At 42.8% G+C, this 24,987-nt stretch carries 21 protein-coding genes; 1 reads left to right on the top strand and 20 read right to left on the bottom strand.

The genetic code is table 11. The annotated features are described in order from the left end of the window. Window positions 1-3 precede the first annotated feature (3 nt). The 5 genes from P855_RS0106830 to miaA all read right to left on the bottom strand — a co-directional run bounded on the left by P855_RS0106830 (window position 4) and on the right by miaA (window position 4,845). Window positions 4-1,260: an aminotransferase class I/II-fold pyridoxal phosphate-dependent enzyme gene (locus tag P855_RS0106830; protein WP_028782871.1), complete on the bottom strand. Its 1,257-nt coding sequence runs from the start codon at window positions 1,258-1,260 to the stop codon at window positions 4-6. An 18-nt stretch (window positions 1,261-1,278) separates the two neighbouring features. After that, window positions 1,279-2,514, bottom strand: a complete 1,236-nt coding sequence (gene hflX / locus P855_RS0106825) for a GTPase HflX (protein WP_028782870.1) — start codon at window positions 2,512-2,514, stop codon at window positions 1,279-1,281. Between the two features lie 72 nt (window positions 2,515-2,586). Further along, window positions 2,587-3,522: an AAA family ATPase gene (locus P855_RS0106820; protein ID WP_028782869.1), complete on the bottom strand. Its 936-nt coding sequence runs from the start codon at window positions 3,520-3,522 to the stop codon at window positions 2,587-2,589. 123 nt (window positions 3,523-3,645) lie between these two features. Further along, window positions 3,646-3,870 carry an RNA chaperone Hfq gene (gene hfq / locus P855_RS0106815; protein ID WP_028782868.1) on the bottom strand — a complete coding sequence of 75 codons (225 nt, stop codon included), beginning with the start codon at window positions 3,868-3,870 and terminating at the stop codon, window positions 3,646-3,648. A gap of 39 nt (window positions 3,871-3,909) precedes the next feature. Beyond that, entirely contained in the window at window positions 3,910-4,845 is a 936-nt protein-coding gene (gene miaA / locus P855_RS0106810) for a tRNA (adenosine(37)-N6)-dimethylallyltransferase MiaA (protein ID WP_028782867.1), read from the bottom strand. 274 nt (window positions 4,846-5,119) lie between these two features. Here miaA and P855_RS0106805 point away from each other — a divergent pair, with 274 nt between their 5' ends. Next, window positions 5,120-5,473: a helix-turn-helix domain-containing protein gene (locus P855_RS0106805; protein ID WP_028782866.1), complete on the top strand. Its 354-nt coding sequence runs from the start codon at window positions 5,120-5,122 to the stop codon at window positions 5,471-5,473. A 49-nt stretch (window positions 5,474-5,522) separates the two neighbouring features. Here P855_RS0106805 and P855_RS0106800 read toward each other — a convergent pair whose 3' ends face one another. The 15 genes from P855_RS0106800 to recA all read right to left on the bottom strand — a co-directional run bounded on the left by P855_RS0106800 (window position 5,523) and on the right by recA (window position 24,925). Continuing rightward, complete coding sequence (locus P855_RS0106800; protein WP_028782865.1) at window positions 5,523-6,089, bottom strand: hypothetical protein; 567 nt, start codon at window positions 6,087-6,089, stop codon at window positions 5,523-5,525. A gap of 683 nt (window positions 6,090-6,772) precedes the next feature. Continuing rightward, the gene (mutL, locus tag P855_RS0106795) at window positions 6,773-8,632 is read right to left on the bottom strand and encodes a DNA mismatch repair endonuclease MutL (RefSeq protein ID WP_028782864.1); all 1,860 of its coding nucleotides are present in this window, start codon (window positions 8,630-8,632) and stop codon (window positions 6,773-6,775) included. 15 nt (window positions 8,633-8,647) lie between these two features. Then, complete coding sequence (gene mutS, locus P855_RS0106790; protein ID WP_028782863.1) at window positions 8,648-11,224, bottom strand: DNA mismatch repair protein MutS; 2,577 nt, start codon at window positions 11,222-11,224, stop codon at window positions 8,648-8,650. 163 nt (window positions 11,225-11,387) lie between these two features. Further along, window positions 11,388-11,948, bottom strand: a complete 561-nt coding sequence (locus P855_RS0106785) for an outer spore coat protein CotE (RefSeq protein WP_028782862.1) — start codon at window positions 11,946-11,948, stop codon at window positions 11,388-11,390. Between the two features lie 183 nt (window positions 11,949-12,131). Further along, complete coding sequence (locus P855_RS0106780) at window positions 12,132-12,557, bottom strand: RicAFT regulatory complex protein RicA family protein (RefSeq protein WP_028782861.1); 426 nt, start codon at window positions 12,555-12,557, stop codon at window positions 12,132-12,134. Window positions 12,558-12,559: 2 nt separating this feature from the next. Beyond that, window positions 12,560-14,131, bottom strand: a complete 1,572-nt coding sequence (miaB, locus tag P855_RS0106775; RefSeq protein ID WP_028782860.1) for a tRNA (N6-isopentenyl adenosine(37)-C2)-methylthiotransferase MiaB — start codon at window positions 14,129-14,131, stop codon at window positions 12,560-12,562. Window positions 14,132-14,276: 145 nt separating this feature from the next. After that, a complete protein-coding gene (locus tag P855_RS0106770) occupies window positions 14,277-15,455 on the bottom strand; it encodes a glycine C-acetyltransferase (protein WP_028782859.1) in 1,179 nt (392 codons plus the stop codon). Between the two features lie 141 nt (window positions 15,456-15,596). Beyond that, window positions 15,597-16,652 carry an L-threonine 3-dehydrogenase gene (gene tdh, locus P855_RS0106765; protein ID WP_200865941.1) on the bottom strand — a complete coding sequence of 352 codons (1,056 nt, stop codon included), beginning with the start codon at window positions 16,650-16,652 and terminating at the stop codon, window positions 15,597-15,599. Window positions 16,653-16,884: 232 nt separating this feature from the next. Next, complete coding sequence (locus P855_RS0106760) at window positions 16,885-17,751, bottom strand: 2-oxoacid:ferredoxin oxidoreductase subunit beta (protein WP_028782857.1); 867 nt, start codon at window positions 17,749-17,751, stop codon at window positions 16,885-16,887. After that, complete coding sequence (locus P855_RS0106755) at window positions 17,752-19,497, bottom strand: 2-oxoacid:acceptor oxidoreductase subunit alpha (protein WP_028782856.1); 1,746 nt, start codon at window positions 19,495-19,497, stop codon at window positions 17,752-17,754. Window positions 19,498-19,716: 219 nt separating this feature from the next. Continuing rightward, a complete protein-coding gene (locus P855_RS0106750) occupies window positions 19,717-20,640 on the bottom strand; it encodes a dipeptidase (protein WP_028782855.1) in 924 nt (307 codons plus the stop codon). 96 nt (window positions 20,641-20,736) lie between these two features. Then, entirely contained in the window at window positions 20,737-20,997 is a 261-nt protein-coding gene (gene spoVS / locus P855_RS0106745) for a stage V sporulation protein SpoVS (protein ID WP_028782854.1), read from the bottom strand. A 107-nt stretch (window positions 20,998-21,104) separates the two neighbouring features. Further along, window positions 21,105-21,902 carry a TIGR00282 family metallophosphoesterase gene (locus tag P855_RS0106740; protein ID WP_028782853.1) on the bottom strand — a complete coding sequence of 266 codons (798 nt, stop codon included), beginning with the start codon at window positions 21,900-21,902 and terminating at the stop codon, window positions 21,105-21,107. A gap of 95 nt (window positions 21,903-21,997) precedes the next feature. Then, on the bottom strand, window positions 21,998-23,563 hold the full coding sequence (rny, locus tag P855_RS0106735) for a ribonuclease Y (protein ID WP_028782852.1): 1,566 nt from the start codon (window positions 23,561-23,563) through the stop codon (window positions 21,998-22,000). 321 nt (window positions 23,564-23,884) lie between these two features. Further along, window positions 23,885-24,925 (bottom strand): recombinase RecA, encoded by a 1,041-nt coding sequence (recA, locus tag P855_RS0106730; protein WP_028782851.1) that lies wholly within the window; start codon window positions 24,923-24,925, stop codon window positions 23,885-23,887. Between the last annotated feature and the right edge of the window lie 62 nt (window positions 24,926-24,987).

Below are 24,987 nucleotides of genomic sequence, written 5' to 3'. Positions count from 1 at the left end.
TTTTTACCCTATTTCGATATGATGGAAACCCGCTTCGATAATTTCGTTAAGAGCAAGTTTTACGGCTATCTTTACATGTTCGTATGTAAGGCCGCCTTGTACAAATGCCATATATGGTGGTCGAATAGGTCCATCTGCTGTCAATTCCAGGCTGGCCCCCTGGATGAAAGTACCTGCTGCCATGATGACATCACTTTCGTATCCCGGCATAGCACTTGGGTGTGGAGTGACGTGTGAATTGACTGGTGAGTACCGTTGGATAGCCTGGCAAAACGCTATCATCTGCTCTGCTGTATCGAAAGAAACGGCCTGAATTAAGTCTGAGCGCACTGCATCAAACGCAGGCGTGGTCGTAAATCCTGCATTTTCTAACAAATTGGCAGTGAATACTGCACCTTTTAAGGCTTCACCAACCATGTGAGGTGCCAAAAATATCCCCTGGTACATTTCCTGGAGGCTGTTCAAACTGGCACCGGCTTCCTTACCGAGACCTGGCGCCGTCAGACGATAGCTGCATAATTCAATCAAATCTTTTCGACCGGCTATGTATCCCCCGGTACGGACGATCCCCCCGCCAGGATTTTTAATTAATGATCCTGCAATCAAATCCGCGCCAACATGGGGAGGTTCTTCTGTTTCTACGAACTCTCCGTAGCAATTATCTACAAAAATGATTGCTTCCGGCTGAATAGTTCGGACTTCCCGAATCATTTCGGCGATGTCAGCGATTGAAAAAGACGGTCTGTCCGCGTACCCTTTCGAGCGCTGGATGGCAACCACCTTTGTCTTTTTATGAATCGATGACTTTACCTGTTCCATATCCACTTCGCCATTCTCACTAAGCGGAATGGCTCGGTAGGTTATGTCGTAGTCTTTCAATGAACCTACATCATTTCCGTCAGAACCGCCGACTACCTGCTCAAGTGTGTCGTAGGGCTTTCCGGTGATATATAATAATTCATCCCCGGGTCTCAACACTCCTAACAGAGCCGTTGTAATCGCATGGGTGCCTGAAATGATCTGCGGCCGCACTAATGCATCTTCCCCACCGAATATTTCAGCATAAAGTTCCTCCAGAGTATCTCGTCCATAATCGTCGTAGCCATACCCAGTCGTTGGGTTGAAATGGCTGTCAGATATTCTCAAATGGCGGAACGCCTCCAATACCCTATGTTGATTCGTCTCCACAATGGCTTGTATAGCGTTGTGTAATGGGCCGATTTCCTGTTCTGATTTGGCTGCAAGTTGTTCGATATTCATAGTAGTTGTACTTCCTTTTTATAATAGTTGATGTTTCATTGGATGATCCGGGTGAATGGCACCTGCCAACACATACCCTTCTCTTTCCTCATCAAAATGAAACGAGGAAACGATGCTTTCTTCCTTCAAACGCTGCAGTTGTTTCCCTTCCCCTGCCGGAATGAAAGTATGGTAGTTATCCCATTCTTTTTTTAATGTTTCTTCCATTTTATCCAGGATCCGTTTGATATCAATAGGATCATGAACGCTGACCGTAATCGACGGGAAAGCATTCGGGATGAAATCACCAGATAACAGATCTATTTTATTATACACCGTAAGCATTGGTAAATGGTCTGCTTTTAATTCACCTAACAGCTTCAAGACCGTTTTTTCATGCTGCTCATGATCCGGGTGTGAAGCGTCAACCATATGAAGGATGAAATCGGCTTCGGTAACCTCTTCTAAAGTCGACCGGAAAGCGGCAATCAAGGTTGTCGGCAAGTCCTGGATGAAACCTACAGTGTCCGTCAACAGCACTTGCAATCCAGAAGGCAGCTGCAGCTGACGGGTCAACGGATCCAGCGTAGCGAATAACAGGTTTTCCTCAAAGGACTCACTCTCTGTCGCACGGTTAAAAAAAGTGGATTTACCGGCATTCGTATAACCGACGATCGCGACCTGGAATGCTTTGTTTTCCTTCCGCCTTTTCCGGTACTGTTCCCGCTGTTTCACGACTGCAGACAGGCGCTTCTTGATATCGTCTATCCGGCGTCTGATATGGCGGCGATCACTCTCGAGTTTTGTTTCACCGGGTCCTCTTGTCCCAATTCCGCCACCCAGCCGGGACAATTCAGTCCCCTTACCCGCAAGCCGCGGCAGCAGGTATTGAAGCTGTGCCAATTCCACCTGAAGCTTACCTTCTTTTGTTTTAGCGCGCTGAGCGAAAATATCTAAGATCAGCTGACTGCGGTCAATTACGCGCACTTCCAGTCTATCGGTAATATTTTTCAGCTGACCTGGCGATAACTCTTCATTGAAGATAACCAGATCTATTTCATTATCAGCAGCGTAAGCTTTGATTTCCTGGAGTTTTCCTTCCCCCAGGTACGTGGCAGGATGAACGCGGTCCCGTTTTTGGATGAATGTGTTTTTCACCACACCATCAGCTGTCTCGGTGAGCGATTGCAATTCTTCTAACGAGGAATGGAACCGTTTATCATCCTGACCGGTTTCAGCTCGTGCTACCAGTACTACCTGTTCTTTTTCTGCCATTATTTCTACCTCTTTCCATGGTCGGTATCTCCTACCATCATATCAAAAGATCATTAGCTTGGATAATGATTATCATCCCCAACCTTCTTCAAATATAATATCTTTTGCTTCCAGGGTCATCAATGCTTCTTTATTATGCGAAGAGGAATGGATCATCCGGATCGCATGCTTGCGGATGGCATCCTCGATGATGTTCCTGACATAACGGCCGTTAGAAAAATTATAAGGAGCCCGCTGCAATAACTGTTGAAAATGATGCTTCAATTTCCATTGAGCTTCATTGGAAAGTTTATAATCCTTCATGGTGACCATGTCAACGGCTATCTCCAATAGTTCGCCGGGTGAATAATCCGGAAATTCCAAAGTGATTGGAAATCGGGATTTCAAGCCAGGGTTTAAGGAAAGGAACCGAGCCATCTCCTTAGGGTATCCTGCCAGGATAAGAATAAATTCATTATGATGATCTTCCATACACTTCACGATTGTATCAACCGCTTCTTTTCCGAAGTCTTTTTCTCCACCCCTGGCAAGCGAATAAGCTTCATCGATAAATAAAACGCCGCCCAATGATTTCTTGATCAAGTCTTTCGTCTTCTGAGCTGTGTGTCCGATATATTCACCTACCAAATCACTACGATCGGCCTCAATAAAATGACCTTTCGATAATAGATTCATATCATAAAAAATACTCGCCAATGCACGGGCTACTGTTGTTTTACCAGTACCCGGATTGCCTTTGAACATCATATGGAGCACCTGGCTTTCTGTAGTCAAGCCCGCCTGCTTCCTTTTTTCTTTAATCAAAACCTGGGCATAGATTTCTTTTACTTTTTCCCGCAAGCGAGACATACCGATAAACGAATCCAAATTATCATCAATGATCCGGAAGGGATCCGCTTTCGTTTTAGCAGCCGGCTCTACTGTTGCATTATCAGCGATCTGCTCTTTACGATCTCGCAATATGATATTGATTTGACCTTGCTGATTAGTTATCGATTGGGAACTCATAGGATCACCCCTTATTCTTTAACACTATACGTAAAATCCTATCTATGTGTGACAAACGCCCAGGAAGAAGGTCATATTTTCCCATTAAAAAACGGACGTCAGAAACGTCCGTTTTACTTCCTTTTATTCTTTATCTAAAGCTACGTTTTTAGCGGGTGCAAATGTTGAAATCGCATGCTTGAATATAAGCTGCTGTTTTCCATCTGTCTCCAATAGAACTGTAAAATTATCAAATGCTTTGACACTCCCCCTCAATTGAAAGCCGTTGAGTAGAAAGACGGTTACGTGAACGCGGTCTTTTCTTAGCTGATTTAAAAAGGTGTCTTGAATATTAACGGATTGAGCCATGAATCTTCCTCCTCTTTTCTATCTATAATACATGTAATTCTATGTCTGTTCGATCATTCCTGCTAAATCACTTAAAATTATTTGAAACTTTTCTCCATAATTCTGCACAGACACCGGATACCAGTGTACATCCATCTTATTCCGAAAGTAGGTGTATTGACGTTTGGCGTAGCGCCTCGAGTTCCGTTTCAGCAATTCGACTGCACGTTCTATATCGTATTCCCCCTTGAAAAAAGGGATGAATTCCTTATAGCCGATCGCCTTCATTGATTGTGATCCTTCCAATCCACTTTCGTAAAAGGATCGCACTTCTTCCAGCAAGCCTTCTTCCATCATCATATCCACACGCTGGTTGATTCTTTCATATAACTGTTCACGATCCATTTCGAGACCGACAAGTATCGGCCGGTAGGGGGATTCTTCTGATTGATTTTGTTGATATTCAGACATGGTCATCCCTGTGCTTTCATATATTTCCAAGGCTCTTATCAATCTTCTTTCGTTATTCGGATGGATTTTTTCTGACTGTTCCGGATCAATTTCAGCCAACCGCTGATGCAGTGCTTTTTTCCCTTTTTCCTGAAGTTCAGCTTCCAAACGTTCTGTGATTTCGACACTACGCTTCTTTTCGGAAAAGTTGAAATCATATAGTACGGACTGAATATAAAGCCCGGTTCCCCCGACGATGACCGGCAACTTACCTCGGGAGGATATTTCCTTTATAGCAGCAGCCACTCTTTCCTGGAATTCAGCAACCGAAAAGGACTCATCCGGATTTTTAATATCAATCATATGATGCGGGATGCCATCCATTTCTTCTTGTGATACTTTCGCTGTTCCAATATCCATCCCGCGATAGATTTGCATGGAATCGCCGCTGATTACTTCTCCATTGAAACGCTTCGCTATTTCGACACCTAATTTAGTTTTACCTACCGCTGTCGGTCCAACAACAGACACAACCGTGGTTTTCATTAGTTATCCACCTTTCGTTCACACTGGTACTATACAAACATTATACATAAAAAGCCAGAGTAGCAGAATCCTTGATTTATCAGCCATTCAGTTATCCACTAACGAATTTGGTTAATCATTAACTAACGTATCCCGTTAGGTGTGTGTAATCGTTTTCTTTGTCCACAGCTAACGGAAAGCGTTATTTCAATGGTAACGTTTTCCGTTATAAGTTACAAACAGGTACCTTATCGCCTGCTATCATGATAAAATATAGCGATAGGAGGGATGATTTATGGTTACAGCCGAACGTATTCGTTTTCTTCGTATCCACCACAATTGGACACAAAAAAAACTTTCCGAAAAAGTCGGAGAGTCGTCACAAGTCATCTCGAACTGGGAACGCGGTTATACTACGCCAAGTCTGCAAAACATTCTCGCTTTGGCTGATGCTCTGGATTGTACCACCGATTATCTATTGGGGAGAAGTGATCAGCCTTTTGACATCTTAAAGAAAATCAATGATGTGCTGGCGGATAAAGGGTTTGATGAAACTGACCTTTTCTATGTCTATGTATGGGAGGAATTGACACAGGAAGAAATAAAACAGGTTTTGAACTTTTTCCAGTTCATCCGACAATCAAAATAATCTACAGATAACTTAAATCATCTTATGTCAACAATACCTCCCCCCTCCCCTACTGCTGATGTGCCAGCTTATATTTGAAAAGTACCGATTTAATCAACTGATAAACGATTTGGTGCTGCGCTAACAATTGCGCGCTTATCAGGCGCTCGTAACGAGTCAGCTCCTCCTCTACTGCTTCCAGATCTTCCTCTTTCATTACACCATCAAAACGGACTGTTTCATCCTGTTCAAGCAGCAGTCCAGCCCCGATAAAGGTATGCTTATTATCTATAAAATGATTATATTGAGCGTTTTCGTTTTTAAAATAGTCACTGATGTAGACGACTAATAGTTGAAAAGCAACATCGTTTATAGCATGCAATGTCGGAGTGTCATCCGCTTCGCGTCTTACGATATGGTAAGATTGTTTAATTAAATTCTCCAGCCCAATTCTCCATTCATCCAAATCTTTCACTTCATTTCTTATCGCATCATACGTCTCTTCGTTCCCCTGATAATAGGCATTAGCGGCCTCGAACAATCTGGTTATGTCTGCTCGTCTATTACTTTCATCATATAAATCCTCTGTCTGCCAGGATTGGGCTCTTTCACTTTCTATTTTGAGTTTTAATACCATTTTAATCCCCCTAACCTTTTTTGTTCTCTTAAACGTTGTTGTTAATTTCCACTTATTCCACTAAAGGGCCGAATTGTGGAATACTTTATTTCAAGATAATTTGGGTCCGTCGCGGAGTAAGGAGAAGGGAGGCTGGGAAACGGTTCGCTTTCCTGTGGGGGAACTGGCAAGCCGCCTCAGACTTCGTCTTCCGGGGTCTTGCCCAGATCCTTCTCCCACGGGAGTCTCACCGTTTCCCCGCCACCCTATCCTATTTTAGATAAACGACCCGCTACATAAAGATGAAGGTTTCTTCATGGTCCACTAAAAACCCTTTTAAATCAGCTTTTATTATAGTTGAAGATGGACTAAATACTGATATTTCCGTTACTCTCATTAATGTACGGAGGGTCGGGAAATTGCGAGACTCCTATGGGATGAACATGATCGGTGAGATCCCGCAAGGCGAAGCCTGAGGAAGCTCACCACATGGCCATGGAAAGCGAGTGATTTCCCGGACCTCCAAATTGCTCACCACCATAACGGAAACAGTTTCTCTCGAAACTGAGTCATCAAGTAAAGGGAGCTTTAAGAGAGTTTATTTTTTTAGACACCTTGCTAGTTTAGCATAAGACATGGGTAAACCTTAATGGTATGCCTGCAATAAAAAACTGAAGAACCAGGAGTTCTTCAGTTTGACGTAGTTACATGACTCGCTTGAACATCTTTTCCATTTCATATTCTGAAAAATGGACGATAATGGGCCGCCCATGAGGGCAGGTGAAAGGATCGGTCGATTTTCTCAAATCTTCAAGCAGTCGGAACATATCCTGCTGATTCAAATAATGGTTGGCTTTAATCGATCGCTTGCAGGACATAAGAGTGGCTGCTTCCTCACGAAGCTTTTTGAGATCGATGCGTTCATCCGACATGACCTGCTCGACCATCTCCTCGATGACTTCCACCTCGAACCCTTTTGGGAACCAATTAGGATGCGACCGGATGATAAAACTGTTTTCTCCGAAAGGCTCAAAGAAGATACCTACTTTTTTCAATTCCTCCGCATGCTCCTCAATCCGAAGTGCTTCTTGCTTTGAAAAATCAAAAGTGATCGGTACAAGAAGCTCTTGTACTTCATTTTCGACGATACCTAATTTTTCGGTGAAGAATTCATACTTGATCCGTTCCTGAGCGGCATGCTGGTCAACGATATAAAGACCTTTTTCATTTTGTGCCAATATATACGTGCCGTGCAGCTGACCAATCGGGTACATCGCCGGTACCCTTTCCGAATCGCTTCCATTATCATCTTCTGTAATCACTGGTGACTCTGAAGTCTGCCCAAGATTTTGCATCTCTTTTATGACTTCATTTTGCGTCTCTATAAATACCGCCTGGTCTTTGGTTTGAGCTGGGTTGCTTTCTTCTGGACCGGCAGCAGACTGAAGTAAATGATCGATGGAATTTTCCCTTTGCTGGTGTGCTTCCTGCTCGCGCTCTTCATAAAAGTGAAACGTTGTCTGGGTAGAATGATCTTTTTTTATTGGACGATTTTGCGCCGGTGCTTCTGGTATCAACGTTTCTTTTCGAAAAGCGGATTGAATAGTGGTTCTAATTAATTCGAAAAGTTCCTGTTCTTTACTGAAACGCACTTCAAGCTTTGCTGGATGAACATTGACATCGACGAGAATAGGGTCCATCTCAATAGTCAGAACCACCAACGGATTCCTGCCGATCGGTAGCAGGGTATGGTAGCCTTGCATAACTGCTTTGTTCAACGTCATGTTCCGGATATACCGTCCGTTAATAATGGTAGAAATATAATTACGTGAAGCGCGTGTCACTTCGGGTTTAGCAATGTAGCCGGATATGTGAAAATCTTTAGATGATGATTCGACTGGTATCATCTTTCTGGCTGTCGCCATTCCATAGATTTGGGCGATAACTTGAAGCAAATCCCCACGTCCCGAAGTTTGGAAAAGCTGCTTGCCGTTATGAAAGCAGACGAATTTTACATCGGGGTGGGCCAGCGCCATCCGGTTCAAGACATCGGTGATATGTCCGAGTTCGGTATGGATGGTCTTCATATACTTCAATCTGGCAGGCGTATTGAAGAAAATATCGTTGACGATGATTTCTGTACCTTGGCGGGCATCGCTTTTGGTTTTATTGATCAATTTTCCGCCTTCCAGTTCTAGTCTGGTACCGGCAACTTCTCCTGTAGACGTCTGAATCGATAATCGGCTGACTGCTGCAATACTCGCTAATGCTTCACCGCGGAAACCAAGGGTTTTGACATGGAAAAGGTCATTTTCATCACGGATTTTACTGGTGGCATGCCGAAAAAAAGCGTGTTCGCAATCTTCTTCTGACATTCCGTCCCCATCATCTATCACTTTTATTTGCTCGAGCCCTGCTTCTGTCAATTCTACCTTGATGGATTTACTGTTGGCATCGATGCTGTTTTCGACCAGTTCTTTAATTACGGATGCAGGACGCTCAACAACTTCACCTGCGGCAATCTTATTGGCGAGATGGTCGGGCATGAGTTTGATATTCCCCATGATTCTCCCCCTTCCTTATCGTTTCACTTGCTTTTGAAGTTCATAAAGGTGATTCATCGCTTCCATTGGTGTCATTTCCATTAAATTCATTTTAGTGAGTTGATCAACCAGTCGGCTTTCTTCTGGTTTCGTTTTTTGATGGTTAATCTCACGTACTTCTTCTTTGAAAAAGGTCAGCTGTTCTTCGTCTGCTTGTGGAACAGGGGCTTCTTTTTTTGGTCCAGTTTCAAATTCTTTCAGCAAATCTGACGCTCTTGCTATCAGGGAATCTGGTAATTCGGCAAGCTTGGCTACATGGATTCCGTAGCTTTCATCAGCAGCTCCGTTTTGTATTTGGTGGAGAAAAACAACATTTCCTTGATATTCTTCCGCCCGGACATGGATATTTTTCAAGCGACCCAGACTTTCATCCAATTCCGTCAACTCATGGTAATGGGTAGAAAATAGCGTTTTTGCTTTAATTTCCTCGTGAATATACTCAACAATTGCCTGGGCAAGTGCCATTCCATCGTACGTGCTTGTACCCCGGCCGATTTCATCTAAAAGAATCAAGCTGTTTTCCGTAGCATTAGCAAGGGCATGCCTCGCTTCAAGCATTTCTACCATGAAGGTACTCTGACCGGAAACAAGATCGTCAGCTGCCCCAATTCTAGTAAAGATCTGATCAAAGATTGGAAGATTCGCCTGTTCACATGGTACAAAACAGCCCACTTGGGCCATGATAGCCGTTAAGGCAAGCTGTCTCATATACGTACTCTTACCAGACATATTCGGTCCTGTAATCAACAGAACATCAGCTTCGTCATCCATGTAGACATCATTCGGAACAAAGGAAGCGTCTTTCATTACTTTTTCCACGACCGGATGTCTTCCTTGTTTGATATCAATCAGGCGTTTCTCATTGAAATCAGGTTGTACATAATTATTTTTTTCCGACACGGAAGCAAACCCCTGCAACACATCAATTTTGCTGATCTGTCCGGCGAGCAGCTGCAATTCTTCGATATAATGCTTCACTTTTTCCCGGATGGTTAGAAATAATTCATACTCCAACTCTACGCTTTTTTCCTGTGCTTCTAAAATGAGTGTTTCTTTTTCTTTCAATTCAGGGGTAATATACCTTTCTGCGTTCGTCAGTGTCTGCTTCCGTTCATATTTCCCTTCCGGCAGTAAATGAAGATTGGCTTTCGTCACTTCGATATAATAACCGAACACACGATTGTAGCCCACCTTCAATGACTTTATTTTCGTCTCTTCCCGCTCTTTCCGTTCCAGTTCAGCAATCCATTGTTTTCCGTTTTTAGCTGCATCACGGTAATCATCAAGCTGGTTATTGAAACCATCCTTAATGATTCCTCCTTCCTTAATGGTAAGAGGCGGATCCTCATGGATGCTTTCTTCCAACAACTCTGATAAGGAATGAAGCGGATCAATGGATTGATATAATTTTTTTATACCTGGATGAGAAAATTTTTCAAGGGTTTCCTTAATCACTGGAATTTTCCCTAGTGATTGTTTCAATTGCAGCAAGTCTCTAGCGTTCACGTTGCCAAAAGCAATTCTACCTGAAAGCCGTTCAAGGTCATAGACAGCTTTCAATTGCTCTCTCAATTCTTCCCGTTCAAAAAATTGTTCAAGGAAGCCGGAGACCTGTTCATGCCGATCTTCCATTTCTTTACGGTTCAACAGTGGACGTTCCAGCCATTTTTTCAATAACCGCGCGCCCATGGAAGTGACTGTATCATCTACTACCCATAGCAAACTCCCTTTCTTACCCTGCTTGCGTAATGTTTCCATCAGTTCGAGATTGCGTTTCGAATACATATCCAGTGTCATATACTGTTTCAGTTCTATTTTCTGCACCGGCTGAAGGTGATCCAGTGATCGTTTCTGTGTATGCTGGATATAATTAAGTAATCTGCCGAAACCGATTTTATATTTCTCTTGTTGGAGACCGGAAAGGACAGGGGCAAACCCAGCGTCTGTTTCCGCTTCATCCTGATACGAAATCGTGTAAGCCAGCCGCTCTTTCAAATCATTTTGATGAGATTCCAAAAGATCGGATGCAATGACAACTTCTTTGACGGGGCGGTTATACAGTTCACTTAATACAGCATCCCAGCCGTCCGTAATCAAAGCAATACTGTTTTCTCCGGTAGTCAGGTCATTATAGGCTACAGTATAGCTGCCATCCTCAAAAGAAGTCACGCTTGCCAGGTAATTATTTTCCTTTTCATCCAGCATATTACCTTCCATTACGGTACCAGGTGTAATCAATTGCACAACTTCCCGTTTGACTACGCCTTTTGCCGATTTCGGATCCTCTACTTGTTCGCATATAGCTACTTTATAGCCTTTTTCTATCAATGTTTTTATGTAATTCGCAGCAGAGTGGTAAGGAACGCCGCACATCGGGATTCTTTCATCTCCTCCATCCCTGCTTGTCAATGTGATTTCCAATTCTCTTGATGCTTCTAAAGCATCATCAAAAAACATTTCATAAAAATCGCCGAGCCTGAAAAATAAAAAAGCATCCTTATGCTGTGCTTTGATCGTCAGGTATTGCTCCATCATTGGTGTGTATTGCTTCATTTCATATCCCCCAAAACGTACTTTAGTCACTTTTATTATTATAGCATAGATGGAAACACTCCTTGAACGGTTGTGTTTTCATGACGAAGCATGGTTGTTTTCAAATCCTGTAAACATAAAAAGAAAATCCCCGCTATGGTTAGCAAGGATTATCAATCAGGCCTTATTCTTCTTCTTTTCTTCCGAGAAAATCCGGGTCAATTTCTGAAAAATCATCATCAGATAAGTCACCAAAATCAAAATCATCATCGTGTTTACAGCCCTTCGGATTAACACGGACGCAAAGCTTTGTTTCCCCAATCACATCCACGAAGAATTCCCGCTCTACCTCAACCGAAATTTTCTGCCCATTGCTAGTGATGTTGGCTTCCAGGCAGTTCGGTTGTTGTGTCGCTTTTGCAAAGACTTCTAAATCGTCGTCGATGCAATTTTCATCTTTGATGTACAGCGGCACATGGTCGCAATAGTTGATTCTTTCTGTTACGACGTCCGTTTTCGTATTGTCATTGTACGAAAACCAGACGTTCGCATCAAAATGGCCATGTACTTCCACATGATCTCCTTTTTTCTTGGCGTGATAGACATGGTTGATCACCCAGCAGCCCAAGATACTTGATGGACGGTGGGGGGGTGAAATCAAGTGTGTTGATTGGGTGAATTTCTTCCCTTTACCACAAACAGCCTTCGTGAAGATCTCACGGTATTCTTGGTCAAAGAATGACATCTCACCTAAAACCTCCCTTTATCATACACAACATCCTATGCTTGAATTGGGCGAAATGTGCACATGCCTTTCCCATCAAGAAGGATTTGTATAAGGTTTTAGTTCATTCTATGCAAGAGCCCAGATAATTGTACGAAAAAAATACCATTGAACGAGAATTCTCGTTCAATGGTATTAAAAAACTTAGTGGTTACAGGCGGAATTATCGACCTTTGAGCCCGTTTCCCCTTTCAAAACATCGCCCCCGGTAGAGCGGATCACTTCATTGGTCACTTCGCGGGCTATTGTGCTGGAAACCATTTGCAAGATGTCATTAATAATGGTTTGGGAGCTTTTGAACTCTTCCACAATCGGAATCGCATCCAACTCTGCCTGCAGCCGATCAATTTCTTTTTCTACTTTCTGCTGGGCTTCGGTTTTACCATATGCCTGGAAATTGACTGCTTGCTTTTGTAATGCTTTAATACGTGAAATGTTCTCCTGTATTTTTTTATTCTCATTGATTTTTGCTTCCAGTTGTTTAAAACGATCGATTTCTTCAATATTAGCCATCATCTTTGCTAATTTATGTGCTTCTTCTACTACTTGTTTACGTGTGTATTCGGCCATTTTCAGTTCACCTCTGCTGCTTCTTCGACCATTTCTCCATCAAGAGACCATGTCTTCGTATTATTGATTTTCACTTTTACAATTTCGCCAATAGCTGACTTGGGTCCAATAAAGTTGACCAGTTTATTTCTTTCGGTATAACCAGCCAGCACATCAGGGTTTTTCTTACTTTCCCCTTCCACTAAAACGTCGACAACCTGTCCTTCATATTTTTTCATAGCTTCCGCTGACTGTTTGTTGACCAATTCATTCAAACGCTGCAGACGTTCCTTTTTTACTTCCATCGGTACGTTATCTTTCATACGTGCCGCTGGTGTTCCCTCCCGTGGAGAATAAATGAACGTATAAGCCGCTTCGAATCCTACTTCTTCTACTAAACTCAATGTCTCTTCAAATTGTTCATCAGTTTCATTTGGGAAACCTACGATGATATCAGTAGTCAGCGTAGCATTCGGCATTGCTGTACGGATTTTATCTACCAGTTCCAAATAGCTTTTTCTCGTATACTTCCGCGCCATGATTTTCAAGACATCGGAACTTCCGGATTGTACCGGCAGATGAATATGATCAAGCAAGTTGCCGCCTTGTGCCAGCACTTCAATCAATCGATCATCAAAATCTCTCGGATGCGAAGTCGTGAAACGGACCCTTGGAATGTCGATTTTATGGATTTCATTCATTAAATCGCCTAATCCGTAATCCATATCCAGGTCTTTTCCATAAGCATTTACATTTTGACCAAGCAGGGTGATTTCTTTATATCCTTGAGCGGCCAGATGCCTCACTTCCTGAATAATATCCTCCGGCAGACGGCTCCTCTCTTTCCCTCTTGTATATGGAACAATACAATAGGTACAGAATTTGTCACAGCCGTACATGATATTAACCCATGCTTTGATTTTTCCTTTACGGGAACGAGGAAGGTTTTCGATGATATCTCCTTCCTTCGACCATACTTCAACCACCATTTCTTTGCCGAACATCGCTTCCTTGACGAGATGCGGGAGCCGATGAATATTATGGGTGCCGAAAATCAAATCGACAAACTGGTGTTTTTGTAAAATTCTATTGACGACTGACTCTTCCTGGGACATACAGCCACAAACCCCGATAATCAAGTCAGGATTCTCGGTTTTCAATGGCTTTAAGTGACCGATTTCACCGAATACTTTATTTTCCGCATTTTCTCTGATCGCACAAGTATTCAATAATATGATATCGGCTTCTTTTGTTTCATTTGTAGAAACATAGCCCATTTCCTCTAAAATGCCAGCCATAACTTCCGTGTCATGTTCGTTCATCTGGCATCCATAAGTACGGATCATGAATTTCTTACCATTTCCGAGACCGATCATTTCTTTTGGTATGTTAAAGTCATAATGAACTTCTACATCTTCTTTGCCCCGCTTTTTCGCATCTTTCAAAGAAGGAGGCTGATAACTTGTCTCAAAATATTTGATGAAGTCTTCACTTTTCTTTTCTTTAAGTCGCGAGAGATTATCCTGGTCGGATTTTACGTCCGCTGGATTAGCTTCACGAATTTGACTCATCTGTTTACGCTGTTGTTCATTCATCAACAGTGCTCCTTTCGCCTAACATATCTAACTTTCTTATTATATCAACTTTAACTGTAAATTTTAAGAGCAGTATCCCACAAAATAGTTACGTTCTGCTATAAAGTAAGGCTGATCGCCTTTCAACGACCAGCCTTTTTGAAACTTAGGAGATAATATTCAATTTTTTACCGGCACGTTCGAATGCATCCAACGCTTCCTGCAGTTCTTCTCTGGAATGCTCTGCAGTAACAATCGTACGAACCCGGCCTTTGCCCCGCTGGACAGTCGGGAATACGATTCCCTGAGCAAAGACTCCCTCCTGGAATAATTCATCGGAAAACTTGTGAGTCAAAGAATCATCGCCTACCATCACCGGTGTAACTGGAGTTTCACTGATACCCGTATCGAATCCAAGGGATTTTAAACCATCTTTAAAGAACTTCGTGTTATCCCATAGTTTTTGAATCAATTCCGGCTCTTCCAACAATACGTCGATTGCTGCGTCACAAGCTGCTGTAACAGCTGGCGGGTGAGAAGTGCTGAACAAGAATGGACGACCTTTATGGATAAGGTATTCTTTCAGAGTCTGGCTGCTTGCCACGTAACCACCCAATACACCGATTGCTTTACTTAATGTACCTACCTGGATGTGAACCCGGCCGTCTAAGCCGAAGTGATTGACCGTGCCGCGTCCATTTTCTCCTAATACGCCACTGGCATGGGCGTCATCAACCATCACAAGGGCATCATATTTTTCTGCCAGCTCCACAATTTCCGGAAGCGGAGCAATGTTGCCATCCATGGAAAAGACACCATCGGTAACGACTAAACGCGTCCGGTATTCACTAGATTCTTTTAGCTTTTCTTCCAAAGAATCCATGTCGACATGCTTATAGATTTTACGTCCCGCTTTAGTAAGACGGATGCCATCGATGATGGAAGCATGATTGAGCTCATCGGAAATGACAACATCCTGTTCTGTCAAAATAGAAGATAGTACTCCCTGGTTCGTAGTGAAGCCTGACTGGAAAACAAGAGCAGCTTCCGTATGTTTGAATTTGGCCAGTTTGCGCTCATACTCTTCATGCATTTCAAGAGTCCCTGCGATCGTTCTTACCGAACCAGTTCCTGCTCCATATTCACGTACTGCTTTTTCTGCTGCTTCCTTCATTTTTGGGTGAGAAGTCAGTCCGAGATAGTTATTAGAAGAAAGCTGAATTACTTCCTTGCCCTTGATTTTCACCCGTGAACCCTGTGGTGACTGTAACGGAATCAACTCTCGGAATGTCCCCTCATCTTTCATTTCGTCTAATTCTTTTTGTAAGTATTCAAACCCTTTCATATACACGCCTCCTTGAATAATGGATAAATGTTTCCTTGCATAGTATGTACAAGGGAGGAAGGTATCCCCCATATACAATCAGGTCTCTCCTTATAGTATCCCTTATTTACCGGTTATTTTTCAACAAGCTGCCAATAACCTTCATGGATGTAACACAACTTTCCCGCATTTTCCTTCATTCATAAGCTGGAAGCCCTTTTCAAAGTCTTCCAGTGGCAGGTGATGGGTAATGATTGGTGTCAAATCGACTTGTTTTGAATGTAACAGCCGGGATACCTGCTGCCAGGTTTCGTACATTTTACGCCCTGTTATCCCCTGCACTTCAATTCCTTTAAATACAATGTCATTGGTCACATCAATGGTGACCGGCTTGGTTGGAAGGCTGAGAATTGACATTCTGCCTCCATTAGTAATCATCTTAAAGCCTTGATCCATGGCGACAGGATGCCCGCTCATCTCGCATACGACATCGACACCGTGGCCATCTGTCAAAGTCTTCGCTTTTTCTACCGGATCTTCTTCAGCTGAATTGACTAAAGTCGTTGCCCCCATTTGAGCTGCTAAACCAAGGCGATATTCATTCAAATCAAAAGCCAGTACCTGTGACGCACCGGCAGCTTTTGCAACTCCCACAGCCATTAACCCAATCGGTCCGCAACCGATGATGGCTACGGATTTTCCAGCCACATCACCATTCAATACGGTATGGACTGCATTCCCCATCGGCTCCTGCACAGAAGCGATATCTGTCGGCATATCAGCAGGATTTTTCCACAGATTATCAGCTGGAAGTGCGACATACTCGGCAAAACAGCCTTGCGTGTCTACTCCAATGATTTGTGTATTCTCGCAAATATGGTATTTTCCTGTCAAACATTGCGAACAGTATCCGCAAACTAAATGTGTCTCTGCGCTTACATAGTCGCCTTCCTGAAAGTTGGTTACCTTGTTTCCTAACTCGACTATTTCACCGGCAAATTCATGCCCGAACACATACGGGGGCTTTACCCTGCCGGCAGACCACTCATCCCAATTATAAATATGAACATCTGTACCACAAATCGATGTCGCTTTCACTTTTATAAGTACTTCATTCTCTTTGATTGCAGGAATTTCTACCTCCTGCAGTTCTGCTCCCACTCCACGGTGGTGCTTCACAATAGCCTTCATTGTTCCACCCACTACGAACACTCCCATTCTCATTCAATCTCATGAATCTAGGTATATCACTATTTTATCATTAGTTTAAAATTACGCAAATGATGCTGTTCATATAGAGAGGACAATTGAACACCGTGGATAGGCGTCTGAATAACACAGTTTTTTTCAAGAAGGAATCGAGTATCATAAAAATTATATGAACTATCGTTCCAATCTTTTCATGACAATAAAAAAGCCCGGTCAGGCGTTGCTGACCGAGCTTCTCTTCTTACATGAATTCATTAACCAGGTGATCGAATTTTTCTTTATCAATTTTAAGTTCACTGTCTTTCAATGCATGATCCGCATAACCATGAATTAAATCCTGATAGGATTTTTGCTCTGTATTTTGATAGATCAGCCCTTTTACCAGACTGTTATGTTCCATCAAAGTAGCCATCGCTTTTTTACGATCAGAGCTGTCGTATCCTTCGATATCATCCAAGCTGACAAGATTTTCTTTAAACCAATCATACGTATTGACTTTATTATAAGTGACGCAAGGACTGAATACATTGATTAAAGAAAAACCTTCATGGTTGATGCCTTGTTCAATCAGAGAAGTGAGTTCTTTTAAATCACTGGAAAAGCTCTGTGCGACAAATGTGGCACCAGCGGATAAAGCCATTTCCATGACGTTAACCGCAGACTCGATTGAACCTTCCGGTGTACTTTTCGTTTTAAAACCTTTTTCACTTCGCGGGGAAGTCTGCCCTTTAGTCAACCCATAAATCTGGTTATCCATTACGATATACGTGATGTCAAGATTTCTGCGAATCGCATGAACAGTGTGGCCCATTCCAATCGCAAATCCGTCGCCGTCGCCTCCAGAAGCAATAACTTTCAAGTTTTTGTTAGCCATCTTTACACCCTGGGCAATCGGCAGAACGCGTCCATGAATTCCATGGAAGCCATAAGAATTGATATAACCGGAAATACGGCCGGAACAACCGATACCTGATATTACCGCTAAATCTTCAGGCTCGAGGCCTACATTAGCTGCAGCTCGTTGGATCGATGCCTGGACAGAAAAGTCGCCACATCCAGGACACCAGTTTGGTTTCACCTTATTACGGAACTCTTTGAATGTCGCCATTTATAACAACTCCTTGCTTCGCTGATGAATTTGGCCTGGCAGGAATGGGGTACCATCATATTGAAGAATATTTTCCATTTTTTCCTGACTGCCGACATTCATCTTGATTATATTAGCCAACTGGGCTGTTGCATTATTCTCTACAACGATTACCTTCTTAGCTTTATCAACAAGAGTTTTGACTTCTTCGGTCGGGAATGGATGAATCAGACGGATATGGGCATGGTTCACTTTATATCCTTCTTCTTCCAGCCTTCCTTTCGCCTCTTCGATTGCACCCCGTGTTGAATTGAACCCTACAAAAAGAACATCCGCTTCTTCATGTCTGGCATCTGTCTGGACGGGTACAGGAAAAACTTCCGGAAGCTTTTTCAACTTACGCAGCCGCTTATCCATCTGATTCTTACGGTTGGATGCAAGTTCGCTAGGTTTGCCTGTTTCGTCATGCTCTACACCGGTAACATGAAAAATACCATTTTTAGTGCCTGGCAGGATCCGAGGAGATACACCATCTTCGGTGACTTGATAACGTTTGAAATATTGTCCTTTATCGAGTTCAGAAAGGTCTGGATTCTCATCCAGCTTGCCTCTTCGGACGTCAATATTATCGTATTCCAATGGTTCGACTGTCTGCTTTCCAAGTGAAAGCTGCAAATCAGACAGTAAAATCACTGGCACTTGATACTCTTCCGCTATATTCAACGCTTCCACGGCATCATTGAAAGCTTCCTGTACCGTGCTCGGTGCCATGACGACTTTCGGGATTTCCCCGTGGGTACCGTAAATCATCGCCATTAAATCGGATTGTTCCTGTTTTGTAGGAAGCCCTGTACTTGGTCCTCCACGCTGTGTGTCCACGACGACGAGCGGAGTTTCTGTTATTCCGGCTAAACCGATTGACTCCATCATTAATGACAGACCAGGGCCTGCGGATGCTGTAATCGTACGTACACCTGCATAATTGGCACCGATTGACATCGTTGCAGCTGCAATTTCATCCTCTGTTTGGATGACTGTGCCACCAAATTCCGGCAGTTTCTTAATCATGTATTCCATAATTTCAGAAGCTGGTGTAATCGGGTATGCGGCCATAAAACGGCATCCACCCGCCAAAAACCCCATTGCAATTGCATCGTTTCCAATCATGAACATACGCTTTTTGCCGTCGGCTTTTGCTAATTCCATGCGGTGAAGGTTACCTTTATCCTGATTCCTGACGTACTCAGCACCTTTTATAATCGCTTCCATATTTTTAGCGACTACCTGTTCTCCTTTACGGGAGAAAATTTCTTCCACAACATCCCGGAAAACTTCACATTCAAGGTTCATGATCGCACTTGATGCTCCGACTGCAACCATATTCTTCATAAGTGATGTTCCCAGTTCTGTTGCTATTTCTGTAAAAGGTACCGAATATAAAGTAACGTCTACGCCTTCCGGCAGTTTCGGATTGAACTTAGCGTCTGCCAGTACAATTCCTTTACTATGTAATTCGTGTGCATTCACATCGATCGTTTCCTGATCAAATGCGACAAGGATATCCAAATCATCGGCAATTGATCTCACTTTTTCTGTTGAAACTCTAATCTTATTATTTGTATGCCCACCTTTAATACGTGAGGAAAAATGACGATAGCCATAGAGATAATAACCAAGACGATTCAAAGTAATAGCAAAGATCTCCCCAGTACTTTCAATCCCTTCCCCTTGCTGTCCGCCAACTTTCCAAGAAAGTTGTTCAACCATCTACTACACCCCTTTTAATTTGTCCATGGACCTTCTCCTATAGATACATAGGATAATAGAATACCTTAAAATAAAGTCTTGTGATGCATGGGACCAGCCCGGCAATTGCAGAAAAAACATATAAATTGCCTGCTTTGATGCGAGTGATATTTGTATTTAATCATATCCCTTCAAGTAGCAATTTTCAACCCAATCCGTGAAAATGGACATGCTTCTGCATCAGCTTTGCCGGGGGAATTTATCGACAAAATTCTTACACATTAATTTTTGCATAGTTTCCTTCGTTTGACTGTGACAAAGTTCATTAATAAGAAATTTAAAATCTGTTACCTCCCGCAAACCGGTTACGTAATCATCTGTCCCTTCAAAATCAGAACCGAATCCGATTACATTTTCTCCTCCCATAGCTAATATGTACTGCACATGGGGTACGATTTCCTGCATAAATGCATGATGATTTCCATTAATAAATTCGGGAACAAAGGTAATACCGATCCAGCTGTTACAATCGATCAATGCTTTCAACTGGTTATCATCGAGATTCCGTCTATGAGGAGACAGGTTGTAGACATTCGAATGGGAAGCCATCGGGTAATCGCAAATAGATAAGACATCCCAGAAACCTTGATAAGAAATATGGGATAAGTCAGTCCAAATATGTTCCTTGTTCAAATATTCAACCACTTCGCGACCGAAAGAAGACAGTCCAGCTCCCCGTACCTCTTCAATACCATCGCATACCGCATTGGCCTGGTTCCAGGTCAGGCCGACAATCCTTACGCCAAGGTGGATAAGGGTTTTTAGCTTATTGATATCTGAACCAATCGCGTGACATCCTTCCAATGTCAAAATTGCTCCTTTTTCTTCTGGTTGCAAATTCATTAAATCCTGTCTGCTTGCTACGAAACGTATTTCATCATACGGTTCAATAATTTGTTCGAAAAAGATGGATACCATTTCGAGTGCTACGCTGAATTGTGCTTCTTCTCTTACTTCTTCCGGAACAAAAATAGCAAAACACTGGACCTTTACATCGCTTTCTTTCCACTTCAAATAATTGAATCGTAAAGTGTCACTACCATAAAAATCTACTTTCTTTTCCCATAGCTTCCATAATACATCGCAATGTGCATCTATAATCATCAGTAACCTTCCTTCCATAAACAAAAATTTAAGCCGTGCTTTTACAAGCACGGCTGATCTTGTCCATCATAAGTTTTCATTGGAAGAGCCGGTCGCTTATCTGGGTTCTACGATCAACTTTATCGCAGTGCGCTCTTCGTTATCAATCATAATATCAGTGAATGCTGGAATACAAATAAGATCCACACCACTTGGTGCGACGAAACCTCTGGCAATAGCCACTGCTTTTACGGCCTGGTTCAAGGCACCAGCGCCAATTGCCTGAATCTCCGCTGAGCCACGTTCCCTTAAAACGTTTGCTAGAGCTCCTGCTACTGAATTCGGACTGGATTTAGCTGAGACTTTTAATATTTCCATTACTAGCTCCTCCTTCATAAACTATAGTTATTCCATAACTACTATATTCTTGGAGATGAAGAATATTCCTTTTCATTATGAAGGAATTTTTTGAAAAGTTCAAATAATCAGCCGAAGAAAGGGTGGTCGTCGTTAATCATGATCCGTTGTATTTTCCTGGCCTTTCCGGTATTTTCCTCTACATCCGCCAAGACTGCGCTTAGTTGTTTTCTTCCCTTTTTCGGGACTTCAAAACGCACCGGAAGATTTGTAAGGAAACGTTTGATTACTGCTTCCCGATCCATACCGAGAATTCCATCATACGGGCCGGTCATACCTACATCTGTGATATAGCCAGTTCCCCCTGGAAGTATCCGTTCGTCCGCTGTTTGCACATGGGTATGTGTACCGACATTGATGCTGACTCTTCCATCTACATACCATCCCATAGCCTGCTTCTCACTCGTGGTCTCCGCATGGAAGTCGAGGAAAATGATATTCGTTCGTTTCTTAGCTTCGTTTATCAATTCATCCACCTTGCGAAAAGGATCATCGTTAGGAGACAAAAAAGTTCGTCCCTGCAGATTAAGTACTGCTACCTCACCATGATTGGTCTTTACGAATGTAATCCCTTTTCCCGGAGTCCCTTCCGGATAATTGGCCGGACGGACCATATAAGTGGCATCGTCAATAAAATCAAAGATTTCTTTTTTGTCCCAGGCATGATTGCCTAAAGTTACTGCATTCGCCCCCCATTCCAGGAAACTGCGATATATTTTTTCATTGATCCCTTTGCCTGAAGCTGCATTTTCCCCATTGGTAATGGTTACTGCAGGCTGGTATTTCGCCTTTAATTTCGGCAGGTATTCTTGTACCATGTCTCTTCCAGGTGATCCGACAACATCACCAATAAAAAGTATTTTCATAATCTTATCCTTTCTGCACTATATTCAGATTCAGTTTCACATAAGGGACTGTCCATGTCAAAATGCAAAAAATAAAGTGGCCGGTTAGGGCCACTTTATTTAGCATATTCAACGGATCGCGTTTCCCGAATCACGGTTACTTTGATATGACCAGGATAGTCAAGCTCATCCTCAATCTGTTTACGGATGCTGCGTGCTACTTTTGTAGCTGTAACATCATCGATTTCGTCTGGCTTCACCATAATCCGAACCTCACGTCCTGCCTGGATGGCAAAAGATTTTTCCACTCCTTCATGAGCTTCACAAATCTCTTCCAGTTTTTCCAGACGTTTGATGTAGTTTTCCAAAGTTTCGCTTCTGGCACCTGGGCGTGCTGCGGATAAAGCGTCAGCAGCAGCTACTAGTACTGAAATGATCGATGTCGGTTCTTCATCCCCATGGTGGGAGGCAATAGCATTGATGACAACCTCATTTTCCTTATACTTGACTGCCAGTTCTTTACCGATTTCTACGTGACTTCCTTCAATTTCATGATCGATCGCTTTACCGATATCATGCAGTAGGCCGGCACGTCGGGCTAATGTTTCGTCTTCCCCCAGCTCTGCTGCCAGCAGTCCTGAGAGATACGCTACTTCCATGGAGTGTTTTAAAACATTTTGACCATAGCTTGTACGATATTTTAAACGGCCAAGAATTTTTACCAAGTCAGGATGTAAGCCGTGGACACCTACTTCAAATGTAGTCTGTTCACCAACTTCCCTAATATATTCATCCACTTCACGACGAGATTTGTCGACCATCTCTTCGATACGTGCTGGATGAATTCTTCCATCCTGTACTAATTTCTCTAAAGCTATCCGGGCAGTTTCTCTACGAATCGGATCAAAACCTGATAAAATGACAGCTTCCGGAGTATCATCTATAATCAAGTCGATTCCAGTCAATGTTTCCAAAGTCCGGATATTTCGACCTTCACGACCGATGATCCGTCCTTTCATTTCATCATTTGGAAGGTTTACAACCGATACCGTCGTTTCTGCTACGTGATCAGCGGCACAACGTTGCATGGCAAGTGAAAGAATGCTTTTCGCCTTCTTATCCGCTTCCTCTTTGGCACGATTCTCTGCTTCTTTGATCATGAGAGCAGATTCGTGAGAAACTTCTTGTTCAACACGTTCTAAAATGATCTGTTTAGCCTGGTCTGAAGTTAAGCCGGAAATGCGTTCAAGCTCAGTTTGTTGCTCTTGCAGCATAGCTTTCACTTTGCTTTCCATTTCTTCAATTTGTTGTTGTCTTTCGGCAAGAGTTTCCTCTTTTTTCTCGAGCGTAAGCTCACGCTTATCTTGCGTTTCGCTCTTACGGTCAAGGTTTTCTTCTTTCTGCATTAAACGATTTTCTGACTTTTGTAATTCCATGCGGCGTTCGCGAATTTCGTCTTCTGCTTCCTGGCGAAACTTATGATTTTCATCTTTCGCTTCCAGAAGTGCTTCTTTTTTAGCAGCTTCAGCATTACGACGTCCTTCATCAACAATCTGTTTCGCCAATTCTTCAGCACTTGAAATCTTCGCTTCCGCAATGGATTTCCGAATGAGATAACCAACAACAATACCGACGATCAGGGCAAGCAAAATGAAGATGAGCAGGGATACCAAATTATCCATGATTTCACCTCCTCTTGCTATGAAATTGTACAATTTGTCGGCATGTACATACGTTTCATTTTCAGACAAAATTTGTTTGTTAGGTGTATAAAAAAATGAAAATGATACACGTTAATTTTAAGCTTGTGTAATGGTAATGTCAAGGAATCGTCAAATTTATCTTCCTGATAGATACTGATGCCCCTATGTTTCAACACTTCCTGGAAGAAAATTCCCGGTTTCAGCACTGGTTATGGCTTTTGTACGCATGAGCTGGACACCTTGTAATCATTCCATATAAAAAAGCAGCGCTTATTGGAATGCGCTGCTTTTTCTCACGATTTATACGTCTAAAGATTCCTGACTCGCTTTCTTGGAACCTTCGTCATCCTCTCCTTCATACATACCATAATGCTTACGGATCTGATCATTGATAGCTTGATAGATATCAGGGTTTTCTTTCAGGAACTGCTTCGCATTTTCACGTCCCTGTCCCAAACGCTCGTCGTTATAGGAATACCACGAACCGCTTTTCTGGACAATATCAAGGTCTGAACCGATATCAATCAATTCACCTTCACTTGAAATGCCTTGACCGTACATGATATCGACTTCCGCCTGCTTAAACGGTGGTGCAACTTTGTTCTTGACTACTTTTATCCGTGTCTTATTTCCGACCATGTCATTTCCTTGCTTCAATGTTTCTGCCCTGCGCACTTCCAGACGTACAGAAGAGTAGAACTTCAGTGCCCGGCCGCCTGGTGTAGTTTCCGGGTTACCGAACATGACACCGACTTTTTCACGGATTTGGTTGATGAAAATAGCGGTTGTTTTCGATTTATTGATTGCTCCGGAAAGCTTACGCAATGCCTGAGACATAAGACGAGCCTGCAGACCGACATGGGAGTCTCCCATTTCCCCTTCGATTTCAGCTTTTGGAACCAGGGCTGCTACAGAATCGACTACCACCATATCGACCGCACCACTACGTACAAGTGCTTCTGCAATTTCCAGAGCCTGCTCTCCTGTATCTGGCTGCGATAACAGGAGTTCATCTACATTAACACCGAGATTCCGTGCATACACAGGGTCCAATGCATGCTCGGCATCGATAAATGCCGCTTGTCCGCCATTGCGTTGAGCTTCTGCAATCGCGTGAAGTGCAACAGTTGTTTTACCGGATGATTCCGGACCATATATTTCAACGACACGCCCGCGTGGATATCCGCCAACACCAAGTGCAACATCAAGTGCCAGTGATCCACTAGGCACCGTATTAACTTTCTGTTCGGCTTGTTCACCCAACTTCATAACAGAGCCTTTTCCGAATTGCTTCTCAATTTGTCTAAGCGCCATGTCTAACGCTTGTTTACGATCACTCATAATATTCCCCTTTCAGCTTTGCTATCCTAATGATAACTTGTTTTGAACGATTTGCCAACTAA

Origin of the sequence: Thalassobacillus devorans MSP14, from assembly GCF_000496835.1 — a bacterium.
GTDB lineage: Bacteria > Bacillota > Bacilli > Bacillales > Halobacillaceae > Thalassobacillus > Thalassobacillus devorans_B.
Note: the sequence above shows the minus strand (reverse complement) of the source record. Positions and strands in the feature narration are given on the sequence as shown.

Coding starts and splice junctions, on each gene's coding strand:
- hflX (WP_028782870.1), bottom strand. CDS start 2,514: ATGGCAGAAAAAGAACAGGTAGTACTGGTAGCACGAGCTGAAACCGGT.
- P855_RS0106780 (WP_028782861.1), bottom strand. CDS start 12,557: ATGGCCGAATACACACGTAAACAAGTAGTAGAAGAAGCACATAAATTA.
- P855_RS0106820 (WP_028782869.1), bottom strand. CDS start 3,522: ATGAGTTCCCAATCGATAACTAATCAGCAAGGTCAAATCAATATCATA.
- P855_RS0106770 (WP_028782859.1), bottom strand. CDS start 15,455: ATGAAAGGGTTTGAATACTTACAAAAAGAATTAGACGAAATGAAAGAT.
- P855_RS0106755 (WP_028782856.1), bottom strand. CDS start 19,497: ATGGTTGAACAACTTTCTTGGAAAGTTGGCGGACAGCAAGGGGAAGGG.
- recA (WP_028782851.1), bottom strand. CDS start 24,925: ATGAGTGATCGTAAACAAGCGTTAGACATGGCGCTTAGACAAATTGAG.
- rny (WP_028782852.1), bottom strand. CDS start 23,563: ATGGATAATTTGGTATCCCTGCTCATCTTCATTTTGCTTGCCCTGATC.
- P855_RS0106805 (WP_028782866.1), top strand. CDS start 5,120: ATGGTTACAGCCGAACGTATTCGTTTTCTTCGTATCCACCACAATTGG.
- miaB (WP_028782860.1), bottom strand. CDS start 14,131: ATGAATGAACAACAGCGTAAACAGATGAGTCAAATTCGTGAAGCTAAT.
- miaA (WP_028782867.1), bottom strand. CDS start 4,845: ATGAAAACCACGGTTGTGTCTGTTGTTGGACCGACAGCGGTAGGTAAA.
- mutL (WP_028782864.1), bottom strand. CDS start 8,632: ATGGGGAATATCAAACTCATGCCCGACCATCTCGCCAATAAGATTGCC.
- P855_RS0106800 (WP_028782865.1), bottom strand. CDS start 6,089: ATGGTATTAAAACTCAAAATAGAAAGTGAAAGAGCCCAATCCTGGCAG.
- P855_RS0106785 (WP_028782862.1), bottom strand. CDS start 11,948: ATGTCATTCTTTGACCAAGAATACCGTGAGATCTTCACGAAGGCTGTT.
- P855_RS0106750 (WP_028782855.1), bottom strand. CDS start 20,640: ATGATTATAGATGCACATTGCGATGTATTATGGAAGCTATGGGAAAAG.
- P855_RS0106740 (WP_028782853.1), bottom strand. CDS start 21,902: ATGAAAATACTTTTTATTGGTGATGTTGTCGGATCACCTGGAAGAGAC.
- P855_RS0106830 (WP_028782871.1), bottom strand. CDS start 1,260: ATGAATATCGAACAACTTGCAGCCAAATCAGAACAGGAAATCGGCCCA.
- spoVS (WP_028782854.1), bottom strand. CDS start 20,997: ATGGAAATATTAAAAGTCTCAGCTAAATCCAGTCCGAATTCAGTAGCA.
- hfq (WP_028782868.1), bottom strand. CDS start 3,870: ATGGCTCAATCCGTTAATATTCAAGACACCTTTTTAAATCAGCTAAGA.
- tdh (WP_200865941.1), bottom strand. CDS start 16,652: ATGGGAGTGTTCGTAGTGGGTGGAACAATGAAGGCTATTGTGAAGCAC.
- P855_RS0106760 (WP_028782857.1), bottom strand. CDS start 17,751: ATGGCGACATTCAAAGAGTTCCGTAATAAGGTGAAACCAAACTGGTGT.
- mutS (WP_028782863.1), bottom strand. CDS start 11,224: ATGAAGCAATACACACCAATGATGGAGCAATACCTGACGATCAAAGCA.